We start from the raw sequence: 13,374 nt of genomic DNA, 5'->3' as shown, positions 1-13,374 counted from the left end.
AGAGCGTGCCGCCCGTGACCGTGATATCAGATACGTCAAACCCGCTGACGGCTTCCGAGAACGTGAAGGTGACGGTGGTGGACTCACCGGCGGCCAGCAAGGTGTCAGCCGCGGTGATGGACAGCGTGGGTGCGGCGGTGTCGGCCGTCATGGCCAGCGAGGCGCCTGTGCCAGCGTTGCCCGCGACATCGGTGTAGCTGCCACCGGCCACAGCGATGCTCGGCGCATCGGTGCCCGATTGCGTGAAGGTGGCCGTCCAGGTGATGTTGTCGCTCGTGGTCAGACCCGAGAGCGTGCCGCCCGTGACCGTGATATCAGATACGTCAAACCCGCTGACGGCTTCCGAGAACGTGAAGGTGACGGTGGTGGACTCACCGGCGGCCAGCAAGGTGTCAGCCGCGGTGATGGACAGCGTGGGCGCGCCAGTGTCGGCGGTCATGGCCAGCGAGGCGCCTGTACCTGCGTTGCCCGAGACATCGGTGTAGCTGCCCGCGCCAACCGCAATGCTCGGAGCATCGGTGCCCGACTGCGTGAAAGTGGCCGTCCAGGTCGAGGGCCCAGTCTGGGTCAGACCGGAGAGCGTACCGCCCGTGACCGTGATGTCCGAAGCGTCAAAGCCGGTCACCGGCTCACTGAAGCTGAAGGTCACCGTCGTGGACTCACCAGCGGCCAGCAAGGTGTCGGCCGCAGTGATCGTGAGCGTGGGTGCAGCGGTGTCGGCCGAGAGCGCCAGCGAAGCCCCGGCACCGGCATTGCCAGCCAGATCGGTGTACGAGCCGGTACCGACGGCAATGCTGGGCGTATCCGTACCCGATTGCGTGAAGGTGGCGGTCCAGGTCGAGGGCCCAGTTTGGGTCAGGCCGGAAATCGAACCGCCCGTGACAGTAATGTCTGAAGCGTCAAAGCCGGTCACCGGCTCACTGAAGCTGAAGGTCACCGTCGTGGACTCACCAGCGGCCAGCAAGGTGTCGGCCGCAGTGATCGTGAGCGTGGGTGCAGCGGTGTCGGCGGAGAGCGTCAGCGAAGCTCCGGCACCGGCATTGCCAGCCAGATCGGTGTAGGAGCCGGTACCGACGGCAATGCTCGGGGCATCCGTGCCCGACTGCGTGAAGGTGGCCGTCCAGGTGATGTTGTCGCTCGTGGTCAGACCCAAGAGCGTGCCGCCCGTGACCGTGATATCAGATACGTCAAACCCGCTGACGGCTTCCGAGAACGTGAAGGTGACGGTGGTGGACTCACCGGCGGCCAGCAAGGTGTCAGCCGCGGTGATGGACAGCGTGGGTGCGGCGGTGTCGGCCGTCATGGCCAGCGAGGCGCCTGTGCCAGCGTTGCCCGCGACATCGGTGTAGCTGCCACCGGCCACAGCGATGCTCGGCGCATCGGTGCCCGATTGCGTGAAGGTGGCCGTCCAGGTGATGTTGTCGCTCGTGGTCAGACCCGAGAGCGTGCCGCCCGTGACCGTGATATCAGATACGTCAAACCCGCTGACGGCTTCCGAGAACGTGAAGGTGACGGTGGTGGACTCACCGGCGGCCAGCAAGGTGTCAGCCGCGGTGATGGACAGCGTGGGCGCGCCAGTGTCGGCGGTCATGGCCAGCGAGGCGCCTGTACCTGCGTTGCCCGAGACATCGGTGTAGCTGCCCGCGCCAACCGCAATGCTCGGAGCATCGGTGCCCGACTGCGTGAAAGTGGCCGTCCAGGTCGAGGGCCCAGTCTGGGTCAGACCGGAGAGCGTACCGCCCGTGACCGTGATGTCCGAAGCGTCAAAGCCGGTCACCGGCTCACTGAAGCTGAAGGTCACCGTCGTGGACTCACCAGCGGCCAGCAAGGTGTCAGCCGCGGTGATCGTGAGGGTGGGGGCGGCAGTGTCGGCGGTCATGGCCAGCGAAGCCCCGGCACCGGCGTTGCCAGCCAGATCGGTGTAGCTGCCACCGACGATGGAAATGCTCGGCGCCTCGGTGCCTGCTTGGGTGAAGGTCGCGGTCCAGGTGCTAGGGCCGGTCTGGACGAGGTTGCTCAGGATGCCGCCTGTGGTGAGGATGGCATCGACGGTCAGGCCGGAGACAGGTTCGCTGAACTCGAAAGTGATGGAGGTCGATCCGCCCGAGGGCAGCAGGCTGTGGCCCGGCATGATGGTGACCGTCGGCGCTTCAGTGTCGCCCTCTGGTGCAGGGCGCACTGACGCCACAACCGGTCGCTGCGTTGACTCAGGCTCGGCACCACTGCTTTCCTGGGGCGAGGCGGGGAGACTGAGGCGCTGGCCTTCGACCGTCTCGGCCACACGTTCTACCCGCAGTCCGGGTGGCAGGCCCTCGCTGCCGGCCGCATCGGCGTTCAGACCTGCGGCCGGGGCGTCCTCGTCGTTAGCACTCCCCGGTTCCAGCGACTGGATGACCCGGTCGATCTCTTCGCTGCCACCGGCCGGCGACCGCGTGGCGGCAGCTGCGGGTTGCGAGACACCGGATTCGAGGATTTCTGCGGTGCGCGGAACGAACAGGGCGCCCGAGGCATCCTCCAGCTCCACGTGGGCACCTTCGGCCAGCACCAGGACCTCGCCCTCCCGCAGGACATCGCCCACTTTCAAGGGACGCAACCGTCCCGACGGATCACGGGCGAAGGCCTGTCCAACGATGGAGGACACAGTTCCGATCACGGGAGCAGTCGCAGTGGCCATCTCGATCAATCCTCTCAGTCGTTGTTGCAGTTGGTGACGATTGTTTGTTGTGACTTCAGGATACCGAGGGCCCTGAGCTCAATGGGGCTTATTGGACCGAGTGATGTGTGACAAAGCCCACAAAAGGGGGCGGTTTTCAGCGATTTGTTGCACGCCGATCGACCAGGACGGTTTCGTTCGGTTGCCCTGGACGAGGCGCTCGTGCAGAAACAGCCGGAATCGGAAGCTTTTCGTGATGAAGATCACGCAAGAGACGGTCTGAACGAGCGTTCGCCGCCGACGTGACGTCGCTTCTTCAGCGTTCGGTCAGTGCCACCGATTTGGCTCTCAGGATGGGCTTGAGCAGGTAGTCGAGCACGGTCTTGTTGCCGGTCAGGATATCGACCTCGGCGGTCATGCCCGGGATGATGGGCAGGTGCTCGCCGAGGGAGGGGCGGTCGGTGCGCACCCTGATCACGTAGTAGGCGTTGCCGCGTTCGTCCACGACGGTGTCCGGACTGATGTTCTCGACCTTGGCGCTCAGGCCACCGTAGATGGCGAAGTCGTAGGCCGTGAACTTCACGATGGCCTCCTGACCCGGCCGGATGAAGGCAATGTCCTTGGGCAGGATGCGTGCTTCGAGCAGCAGGGCGTCGTCCAGCGGCACGATCTCGACAATGTCGCGTCCGGGCTGGATCACGCCGCCGACGGTGTTGGCCAGCAGCCGCTGCACAGTGCCGCGCACCGGCGAGCGCACGGCCGTCTTGTCCACCCGATCGGCCAGCGCCACCGTGCTTTCGTTGAGCGCGGCCAACGTGCCCAGCACCTCCGACAGTTCCTTGCGGGCCTCGTTGCGGAAGGTCATTTCCGTTTCCTGGATCTTGCGCTGGGCTTCGCCGATGGCCGCCTGGACGCGGGCGATCTGGGCGGTGGCCTGCTCGGTCTCGCCGCGCAGCCGGGCCACGTCGCGTTCCAGCCGCAGCACGTCGACCTCGGAGACGGCCCCCGAAGCCAGCAGCGGGCGGGTCTTGTTCAGTTCCTGCTGGGCCAGATCGAGGGCTTGCTGGGCCGAGACGCGGCGCGCGCGCATTTCAGCCAGTTCCTGCTGACGCTGCAGCAACTGCTGCTGGTTGATCGACAGCAAGTTGCGCAGCTCGGCCTGACGGGATTCGAGCAGACGTCGTTCCTCTTCGACGATGCGGGCTTCCTCAGCATTGCCCGCCGACGGGCTGGGCGGCAAAAACGGCACCCCTTCGGCGATCGAGCGCAGCCGGGCTTCCCGCGTGCGCAGGGCAAAGGCCTGGGCTCGGCTTTCGTTCACGCCGGACACGGCCCGGGTCTCGTCGATACGCAGCAGGAGCTGGCCGGGCTCCACCACCTGGCCTTCGCGCACCAGGATCTCGGCCACCACCCCGCCGTCGAGCGACTGCACCACTTGGAGTTGCCGTGAAGGGATGACCCGGCCTTCGCCGCGTGTGATCTCGTCCACGCGTGCCACCGCGGCCCAGGCCACCAGCACCACGGTGATCACCACCGCCACGCGCACGATGCGCTGGGCACGGTGCGTGGCCCGTCGGCTCATGACCTCTTCGGCTTCGAATTCGAATCCCTGGAAGGGGCGCGCCGGCGCTGCGGTCTCGGTCGACTGGCCCGCGCTGCGCCACAGGGTCCACCAGCGCCGGATCATGCGGCCCTCGCAATCTTGCCGGTGGACAGCGCCTCGAGGATGCGATCGCGCGGCCCGTCGGCCACCACCTTGCCCGCATCCACCACGATCACCCGGTTGACCAGCGAGAGCAGGGACGTACGATGCGTCACCAACACCACCGTCTTGCCCTGGGCGAAACGGCTGATCTGCGCGTTGATGTGGGCTTCGCTGGAGAAGTCCATCGCGCTGGTGGGCTCATCCAGCAACAGCACCGGCGAGTTGTGCAACACCGCCCGGGCGATGCCCACCGCCTGGCGCTGGCCGCCGGAGAGGGATTCACCACGCTCGCCGACCATCATGTCGAAGCCCAGCGGGTGGCGGTTGACGAACTCCAGCAACCCGGCGACCTCGGCCGCGGCCAGCAAGGTGGAGTCGTCGGCATAGGGCAGGCCCAGGGTGATGTTCTCGCGCAATGTCCCGTAGAACAGAGTGACGTCCTGGGAGACGTAGGCCACGTTGCGCCGCACGTCGGCCGGGTCGAGCTGCCGCACGTCGATACCGTCGAGCAAGACGGCGCCCTGCTCGGGGCGGTACAGGCCGAGGATGAGCTTTTCGATGGTGGACTTGCCCGAGCCCACGCGCCCGATCAGGGCCACACGATCGCCCGGGGCGATCTTGAAGCTCACGCCGTCCAGCGCACGGTCCTGCCGGTTGGGGTAGGCGAAGTGCACGTCGCGGAACTCGATCTCGCCCTTGAACTCCCTGCGCTGCACATAATGGGCGCCGGCCGGACGCTCCACCGGCTGGGCCATGATCTTGTTGAGCGACTCCAGCGCGGTGCGTGCGCCCTGGTATTGCATGAGCAGCCCCACGATCTGGCCGGCCGGACCCAGGGCGCGCGAGGCCAGCATCGTGCAGGCGATCAGTCCGCCCATGGTCAGCTCGCGCTCGCCGATCAGGTACACGCCGACGAGGATGACCAGCACCGAAACCAGCTGTTGCACACTGGCCGTGCCGTGCAGGGCGCCGGCCGACAGCCGGCGCATGCGCACGTTCAGTCCGGCCAGGTACTGGTTCGCGCGCTCCCAGCGGCTCTGAATCACACTCTCAGCGCCTTGGGTCTTGATCGTCTCCAGACCCGTCAGGCTTTCCACGAGCGTGGCATTGCGCATGGCGCTGGCGCGGTAAGTCTGCTCGGCCAGGGCATGCAGTCGCCCCTGCAGCACCACGCCGAGCAGCAGCACGCCGCCGAAGGCCAGCAGCACCGGCAGCACCAGCCACGGCGAGATCCAGGCGATGAGTCCGAGAAAAAGAATGGCAAAGGGCAGGTCGATCAGGGCCGTGACGGTGGACGAGGCGATGAAGTCGCGCACCTGCTCGAAGCTGCGCAGGTTGGCAGCCAGGGAGCCGACGGATTCGGGCCGGTGCTCCATCCGCAGGCCCAGCACCCGCTCCATCAGCGAAGCCGAGATCTGCACGTCGATGCGCGCACTGGCCTCGTCGATGAAGCGCCCGCGCAGGGTGCGCATGAGCAGGTCGGCGCCAATCACCAGCACCACGCCGATGGCCAGGGCCCACAGGGTTTCGACGGCGTGGTTCGGCACGACGCGGTCGTACACGTTCATCGCGAACAGCGGGAAGACCAGGGCGAAGAGGTTGATCAGCAACGCGGCCCACAGGACATCGCGATAGACGAAGCGCTGCTCCAGTACGGCCCCCCAGAACCAATGGCGCGAACGCGGCGGGCGGATCGGCGGCGTGCGCTCGTCGAAGCGGAAGTGCGGCCGCACGAACAGCGCCAGTCCGCTGTAGCGCTCGGCAAGTTCCGCGCGCGTGAAGCTGACCGCGCCCTGGCCCGATTCGGGCAGCAGCACCCGGGCGTGTTCTCTGCCCTCATCCCAGCCCAGCAGCACACAGACCTCGTCGCCCTTGAGCAGCGCGATCACTGGCAGCAGTGCGGGATCGATGTCGTCCAGCGAGCGGCGTTGCAGCTTGCAGGCCATGCCGGCCCGGGCGGCGGCGCGTTCGGCCAGGGCCAGCGTCAGCCGGCCTGAGACCAGCGGCAATCCGGCCGACAGGCTGGCGCGGGTGGCCGACTGGCCGTGCAGGCGGCACACCTCGATCAGGCAGTCCAGCAGGGGGTCGGCATGGACCAGGTCCTCGCGCAGGCGGGCTGCCCGCTCGGCGGCCGGTCCGGGGGAGGCCGGCGAGGCTTGGGCGGTGGTGGAGGCGGGCGTGACGGTCATGCGCAGGGGCTGTGGCAGCGGGCTTCAGGTGATATCGGCCGTGTGGACGCGGAACTGACCCCGCCGGCGGTCCTCGAAATAGCGCCGCAGGGTCTCGCGCACCGTACGAAACGCCAGTTCGTCCCAGGGAATCTCGTGCTCCGTGAACAAGCGTACCTCGATCGTCTCGGGGCCCGGATGGAAATCGGTGTCGAGCAGGCGGGCCCGGTAAAACAGGTGCACCTGCCCGACCCGCACCACGTTGAGCACCGAGAACAGGCCCTCCAGCGCCACATGGGCGCCGGCCTCCTCGTCGGTCTCGCGCAAGGCGCCCTGCTCGGTGGTCTCGCCCAGCTCCATGAAGCCGGCGGGCAAGGTCCACAGTCCGTAGCGCGGTTCGATGTTGCGGCGGCACAGCAGCACCTGGTCGCCCCAGACCGGGATCGTGCCCACCACGTTCAGCGGGTTGACGTAATGCACGGTCCCGCAGGCCGGGCAGACGGCACGCTCGCGATTGTCGTCGGCAGGGACGAGGTACTCGACCGCGGTGCCACAGGCTCTGCAGTGCTTGATCTGGCGGGCATGGAGCATGGGCGGCAGTGTAGCGCGCCCCTGTACCCGCGACGGCCCGCACCGGTGTAGCATCCCCGCACCTTGTCCTGCGGAGTTTCCCTTGAGCGACGTCATCGCCACCCCGGCCATCGCGCGTGTCCCCGTGGCCGGCTCGGCCGACACCTTTCCCGTGCACCGCATCTACTGCGTGGGCCGCAACTACGTCGAGCACGCCATCGAGATGGGGCACACAGGGCGCGAGGCGCCGTTCTTCTTCCTCAAACCCGCCGACGCCGTGCTGCCGGTGCGCGCCGGTGAGGTGGGCCAAATGCACTATCCCGGTCTGACGCGCAACCTGCATCACGAGATGGAACTGGTCGTGGCCATCGGCCGGGGCGGTCGCCACATTCCCGCGGCGCAGGCCCTGTCGCACGTCTGGGGCTATGCCGCCGGCCTCGACATGACACGGCGCGACCTGCAAAACGAGATGAAGAAGCAGGGGCGTCCCTGGTGCATCGGCAAGGGCTTTGAGGAATCCGCCCCCATCGGGCCCATCGTGCCGGCGGATCAGGCGCCGGGGGTATTGGATGCCGTCATCGAGCTGCGCGTCAACGGGCAGGTGCGTCAATCCAGCCGCACCAGCAAGCTCATCTGGAGCGTGGCCGAAGTCATCGAGCATTTGTCCAGCGCCTGGACTCTGGCCCCTGGAGACCTGATCTTCACCGGCACGCCCGAAGGCGTCGGGGCGGTCGTTCCCGGCGATCTGCTGGTGGGCCGCATCGAAGGTCTGCCCGAGTTGCAGGTGCGCATCATCGAGTGAGTGTCCGGTGCCAAACCCGTCATGAAGCTGTACAACTACTTCCGTTCCTCCGCGTCGTTTCGCGTACGCATCGCTCTCGAACTCAAGGGCCTGCGCTACGACTACGTGCCCGTCCACCTCGTCAAGAACGAGCAGCTCTCGCCGCCGTTCGCCGAGGTGTCGGCCGAGCGGCTGGTGCCGGTGTTGCAGGACGGGGCGTTGACCCTGTCCCAGTCGATGGCCATCATCGAGTATCTGGACGAAACCCATCCCGCGCCGCCGCTGTTGCCCGCCGATCCGGCCGGCCGGGCGCGCGTGCGGGCGCTGGCGCAGTCGATCGCCTGCGAGATCCATCCGCTGAACAACCTGCGTGTGCTGCGCTACCTGGTGCGCGAACTCGGCGTCTCCGAAGAGGCCAAGAACGCCTGGTACCGTCACTGGGTCGAGACCGGCCTGGAGGCCGTGGAACGCCTGCTCGCCGGCTCATCGGCCACCGGGCGCTGCTGCCATGGCGACCAGCCGACGCTGGCCGACTGTGTGTTGGTGCCGCAGATCTTCAATGCACAGCGCTTCGACTGCCGGCTTGACCACGTGCCCACCGTGATGCGGATCTTCGAGCATTGCATGCAGCTTCCGGCCTTCGTCGCCGCCCAGCCGTCTCACTGCCCGGACGCCCAGGCGTGAGCACGGAAAGCTGGTTCACGCCCGAGTGGCCGGCTCCGCCCGGTGTCGGGGCCGTGATGACCACGCGCCGGGGCGGCCAAGGCCATGCCCCCTATGACAGCTTCAACCTGGGCGACCATGTGGGCGACGATCCCGCGACGGTCCGGCGCCACCGGGAGCGGCTGGCGCAGGCCCTGGGCGTCACCCCCGTCTACCTGCAGCAGGTGCATGGCCACGATGTGGTGCATCTGAGCGAGGGATGCAGGGGCCAGCCCCCGGTCGTGGCCGACGCAGCCGTGAGCACCACGCCGGGTTTGGCTTGCACGATTCTGGTGGCCGACTGCCTGCCGGTGCTTCTGGCCCACGACGGCGGCCGCGGCGTCGGGGCGGCCCATGCCGGCTGGCGTGGACTGGCCGGTGGTGTGCTCGAGAACACGGTGGCGGCCTTGTGCCAGGCCACCGGATGCGATCCCGGCTCACTCGTGGCCTGGCTGGGACCGTGCATCGGCCCCCGACGCTTCGAGGTGGGGGCGGAGGTGCGGGAGGCCTTCTGCCGGGTGCACACCGGCGCGGCCGCCCGTTTCCGCCCGGGCGCGCAAGCCGGCAAGTGGCTGGCCGATCTGCCGGGCCTGGCCCGCGACCGACTGACGTCCTGCGGGGTGACACGCATCAGCGCCCTAGGCGCCTGTACGGTCGAGGAGAGCTCACGGTTCTTCTCGTTCCGGCGCGACGGCCGCACGGGCCGCATGGCTGCGCTCGTCTGGGTCGGCTGAAGAGGGGGAGGGCGCCTGCTCACGGGCCAGCGCAGCCCGCCGCGCCCGTCTGCGCGCAGGCGTGCCCAGCAGGTACATCACCAGCGAGACCGGACCCACCCCGTAGAACAGAAAGGTGACCACCGCACCCAGCACCGAGCCCTGCGTGCTGGAGGCTTCGGCCACCGCCATCATCAGCGCGACATACAGCCAGGCAATCGCCACGAGGTACATGGACATGGGGGCAGATCCGGACGCGGCCTGGGGCGGGGCCCTCTGGCATTCGTCAAGCAAAAAGACAACCGCCAATTATGCGCGCTCCGGTATGTCCGGTTTCGCCATGCGGCCGGTGTACAAAAGCGGCATTGGCAACCCTGCTGCGAGGCCCCGACGTCGACGGCCCCGCACGCGACGACCCCTCGAGGAGCAGATGAAGCGACCCACCTCCACCGCACACGACCCTGCCCAGGCCTTCGCAGAGAACGTGGGTGATGCCATGGCGGCCCTGGCCCGGCTCAATGTCCCGGCCGAGCGGCTGTCCGCCCTGCAGGCGGAATACCTGAAGGAAGCCACGGCTCTGTGGAACGGCTTCATCGGCGCCGGCGGCGACGGCGCGCTTAAGCCTGCGGACCGGCGCTTTGCCGCCAGGGAGTGGTCCGAGAACCCGATGGCGGCCTACTTGGCCTCGGTGTACCTGCTCAATGCCCGCACCCTGCTCAACCTTGCCGACAGCGTGCAGACCGATGAGAAGACCCGGGCGCGCCTGCGTTTTGCGGTGCAGCAGTGGATCGACGCGACCGCGCCGAGCAACTTCCTGGCTTTCAACCCCGAGGCCCAGCGGCGCGCGCTCGAGACCGGCGGCCAGAGCATCGCCCAGGGTCTGCGCCAATTGCTGGCCGACATCCGCCAGGGCCACCTGTCCCAGACCGACGAGAGCGTTTTCGAGGTGGGACGCAACGTGGCCACCACCGAGGGCTCGGTGATCTTCGAAAACGAGATCTTTCAGCTCATCGAGTACAAACCGCTGACGGCCAAGGTGTACGAACGGCCGCTGCTGATCGTGCCGCCGTGCATCAACAAGTATTACATCCTCGACCTACAGCCGGACAACTCGCTCATCCGCTACGCGGTGGAGCAGGGACACCGTGTCTTCGTGGTGAGCTGGCGCAATGCCGACGAGAGCATGGTGCACCTCACCTGGGACGACTACATCGACGACGGCGCGATCCGCGCGATGCGCGTGGTGCAGGAGGTGAGCGGGCGCGAGCAGATCAACACGCTGGGCTTTTGCATCGGCGGCACCATCCTGGCCACGGCGCTGGCCGTCTTAGCCGCGCGCGGCGAACAGGCGGCCCACAGCCTGACACTCCTGACCTCGTTCCTCGATTTCAGCGACACCGGTGTGCTCGACATCTTCGTCGACGAAGCCTCCGTGCAGCTGCGCGAGATGACCATCGGACAGCGCAGCCCCACCGGGCCAGGCCTGCTCAAGGGCCAGGAACTGGCGGCCACCTTCTCCTTCTTGCGTCCCAACGACCTGGTGTGGAACTATGTGGTGGGCAACTACCTCAAGGGGGAGACCCCGCCGCCCTTCGATTTGCTTTACTGGAACTCCGACAGCACCAACCTGCCCGGACCGATGTACTGCTGGTACCTGCGCAACACCTACCTGGAGAACAACCTGGCGGTGCCAGGCAAGGTCACGGTTTGCGGCGAGCCCGTGGATTTCGGCCGCATCCAGGCTCCCGCCTTCATCTACGCGTCACGCGAAGACCATATCGTGCCGTGGCAAGGCGCATACGCATCGACCCGGCTGCTCAAGGGCAAGAAGCAGTTCGTCCTGGGAGCCTCCGGGCACATCGCCGGCGTCATCAACCCGCCGGCCAAGAACAAGCGCAGCCACTGGACCAATGCCCGGCTGCCGGCCGATCCGCAGGCCTGGCTGGCCGGTGCCACCGAACACCCTGGGAGCTGGTGGACCGGCTGGGCACGCTGGCTCGCCGACCATGCAGGCCGGCAGGTCGCCGCTGCCCGCGCCCCCGGCAACCGCCGGTACAAACCCATCGAACCCGCCCCTGGCCGCTATGTGAAGGCCAAGGCCTGACACCGTTTCACAGCAGGAGAACATCATGAGCGACATCGTCATCGTTTCCGCGGCCCGCACCGCGGTGGGCAAGTTCGGCGGCACACTGGCGCGCACGCCGGCGGCCGAACTCGGGGCCATCGTGATCGCCGAGGCCCTGCGCCGTGCCGGCATCTCGGGCGAGCAGGTCAGCGAGGTCATCATGGGTCAGGTGCTGCAGGCCGGCTGTGGGCAGAACCCGGCACGCCAGGCCGTCATCAAGGCGGGGCTTCCCCAGGCGGTGCCGGCCATGACCATCAACAAGGTTTGCGGCTCGGGCCTGAAGGCGGTGATGCTGGCCGCGCAGGCCATCCGCGACGGCGATGCCGAGATCGTCGTGGCCGGGGGCCAGGAGAACATGAGCCTGGCCCCGCACGTGCTGTTGGGCTCGCGCGAGGGCCAGCGCATGGGCGACTGGAAGATGATCGACTCGATGATCACCGACGGCCTGTGGGACGTCTACAACCAGTACCACATGGGCATCACCGCCGAGAACGTGGCCAAGAAGTACGGCATCAGCCGCGAGGAGCAGGACGCCTTGGCCCTGGCGTCCCAGCAGAAGGCCGCCGCAGCGCAGGATGCCGGCCGGTTCCGCGACGAGATCGTCGCGGTGAACATTCCCCAGAAGAAGGGGGATCCCATCGTCTTCGACGCCGACGAGTTCATCAACCGCAAGACCAACGCCGAGGCCCTGGCTGGTCTGCGTCCGGCCTTCGACAAGTCCGGTAGCGTGACGGCCGGCAACGCCTCGGGAATCAATGACGGTGCAGCGGCCGTGGTCGTGATGAGCGCGAAGAAGGCCGACCAGCTCGGCCTGAAGCCGCTGGCGCGCATCGCCTCCTATGCCAGCGCCGGCCTGGACCCGGCCTACATGGGCATGGGGCCGGTGCCCGCAGCCCGCAAGGCCCTGGAGCGTGCCGGATGGAAGCCGGCCGACCTGGACCTGCTCGAGATCAACGAAGCCTTCGCCGCACAGGCCTGTGCCGTGCACAAGGAAATGGGCTGGGACACGGGCAAGGTCAACGTCAACGGCGGAGCCATCGCGATCGGGCACCCGATCGGCGCCTCGGGCTGCCGCATCCTGGTCACGCTGCTGCACGAAATGCAGCGGCGCAATGCCCGCAAGGGCCTGGCTTCGCTGTGCATCGGCGGTGGCATGGGAGTTGCACTGACCGTCGAACGCTGAGGAATCCCAACGTCCAGGCCCGGGTGCACAGGGAGAGTACGGGTTGACCGGCAAGGCCTTTCGGTCGACGCTGGATCCGGGCCGCATAAACTTCATCAGGAGCATCACATGAGTCAGAAAGTCGCATACGTCACCGGCGGCATGGGCGGCATCGGCACCGCGATCTGCCAGCGCCTGGCCAAGAGCGGGTTCAAAGTCATCGCTGGCTGCGGGCCCAGCCGCGACTACCAAAAGTGGCTCGACCAGCAAAAGGAACAGGGCTATACCTTCTACGCCTCGGTCGGCAATGTGGCCGACTGGGATTCGACCGTGCAGGCATTCTCCAAGGCCAAGGCCGAGCACGGCCCGATCGATGTGCTCGTCAACAACGCCGGCATCACCCGCGACCGCATGTTCCTCAAGATGACACCGGAGGACTGGCATGCGGTGATCGACACCAACCTGAACAGCATGTTCAACGTCACCAAGCAGGTGGTGCCCGACATGGTCGAGCGCGGCTGGGGCCGGATCATCCAGATCTCCTCGGTCAACGGCGAGAAGGGCCAGGCCGGCCAGACCAACTACTCGGCCGCCAAGGCCGGCATGCATGGCTTCACGATGGCCCTGGCACAGGAGCTCGCCTCCAAGGGGGTCACGGTCAACACGGTGAGCCCGGGCTACATCGGCACGGACATGGTGCGTGCGATCAAGCCCGAGGTGCTCGAGAAGATCATCGCCACCATCCCGGTCAAGCGCCTGGGCACGCCGGAGGAGATCGCCTCCATCGTGGCCTGG

At 67.3% G+C, this 13,374-nt stretch carries 11 protein-coding genes; 6 read left to right on the top strand and 5 right to left on the bottom strand.

Annotation, left to right across the window (positions count from 1 at the left end; all coding sequences use genetic code 11):
* The 4 genes from ACK42S_RS09860 to ACK42S_RS09845 all read right to left on the bottom strand — a co-directional run.
* Nucleotides 1-2,674: retention module-containing protein (locus ACK42S_RS09860; protein WP_409706390.1), on the bottom strand; the 2,674-nt coding region annotated here is incomplete at its 3' end.
* 295 nt (nt 2,675-2,969) lie between these two features.
* Nucleotides 2,970-4,340 (bottom strand): HlyD family type I secretion periplasmic adaptor subunit, encoded by a 1,371-nt coding sequence (locus ACK42S_RS09855; RefSeq protein ID WP_409706387.1) that lies wholly within the window; start codon nt 4,338-4,340, stop codon nt 2,970-2,972.
* Nucleotides 4,337-6,547, bottom strand: coding sequence for a type I secretion system permease/ATPase (locus ACK42S_RS09850; protein WP_409706384.1), 2,211 nt, complete (start codon nt 6,545-6,547; stop codon nt 4,337-4,339). The genes ACK42S_RS09855 and ACK42S_RS09850 overlap by 4 nt, the downstream gene beginning before the upstream one ends.
* 24 nt (nt 6,548-6,571) lie before the next feature.
* On the bottom strand, nt 6,572-7,117 hold the full coding sequence (locus tag ACK42S_RS09845; protein WP_409706381.1) for an NUDIX hydrolase: 546 nt from the start codon (nt 7,115-7,117) through the stop codon (nt 6,572-6,574).
* 82 nt (nt 7,118-7,199) lie between these two features.
* Here ACK42S_RS09845 and ACK42S_RS09840 point away from each other — a divergent pair, with 82 nt between their 5' ends.
* The 3 genes from ACK42S_RS09840 to pgeF are packed head-to-tail and all read left to right on the top strand — an operon-like array spanning nt 7,200 to nt 9,313.
* Nucleotides 7,200-7,898, top strand: a complete 699-nt coding sequence (locus tag ACK42S_RS09840; protein ID WP_409706378.1) for a fumarylacetoacetate hydrolase family protein — start codon at nt 7,200-7,202, stop codon at nt 7,896-7,898.
* A gap of 21 nt (nt 7,899-7,919) precedes the next feature.
* Nucleotides 7,920-8,561 (top strand): maleylacetoacetate isomerase, encoded by a 642-nt coding sequence (maiA, locus tag ACK42S_RS09835; protein WP_409706375.1) that lies wholly within the window; start codon nt 7,920-7,922, stop codon nt 8,559-8,561.
* A complete protein-coding gene (pgeF, locus tag ACK42S_RS09830) occupies nt 8,558-9,313 on the top strand; it encodes a peptidoglycan editing factor PgeF (protein WP_409706372.1) in 756 nt (251 codons plus the stop codon). Before maiA ends, pgeF begins: the two co-directional genes overlap by 4 nt.
* Here pgeF and ACK42S_RS09825 read toward each other — a convergent pair.
* A complete protein-coding gene (locus ACK42S_RS09825; protein WP_409706368.1) occupies nt 9,245-9,532 on the bottom strand; it encodes a hypothetical protein in 288 nt (95 codons plus the stop codon). The two genes, pgeF and ACK42S_RS09825, sit on opposite strands and share 69 nt — an antisense overlap.
* A gap of 190 nt (nt 9,533-9,722) precedes the next feature.
* Between ACK42S_RS09825 and phaC the strand changes: the two genes are divergently transcribed.
* The 3 genes from phaC to phbB all read left to right on the top strand — a co-directional run.
* The gene (phaC, locus tag ACK42S_RS09820) at nt 9,723-11,396 is read left to right on the top strand and encodes a class I poly(R)-hydroxyalkanoic acid synthase (RefSeq protein WP_409706365.1); all 1,674 of its coding nucleotides are present in this window, start codon (nt 9,723-9,725) and stop codon (nt 11,394-11,396) included.
* 25 nt (nt 11,397-11,421) lie between these two features.
* On the top strand, nt 11,422-12,600 hold the full coding sequence (locus ACK42S_RS09815; RefSeq protein ID WP_409706362.1) for an acetyl-CoA C-acetyltransferase: 1,179 nt from the start codon (nt 11,422-11,424) through the stop codon (nt 12,598-12,600).
* Between the two features lie 108 nt (nt 12,601-12,708).
* The coding region (gene phbB, locus ACK42S_RS09810; RefSeq protein ID WP_409706359.1) for an acetoacetyl-CoA reductase at nt 12,709-13,374 on the top strand (666 nt) is incomplete at its 3' end.

Origin of the sequence: Caldimonas sp. (assembly GCF_046289365.1) — a bacterium.
In the GTDB taxonomy this organism is placed as follows: domain Bacteria; phylum Pseudomonadota; class Gammaproteobacteria; order Burkholderiales; family Burkholderiaceae_C; genus Caldimonas.
This window is presented reverse-complemented; position numbering and strand designations above follow the sequence as displayed.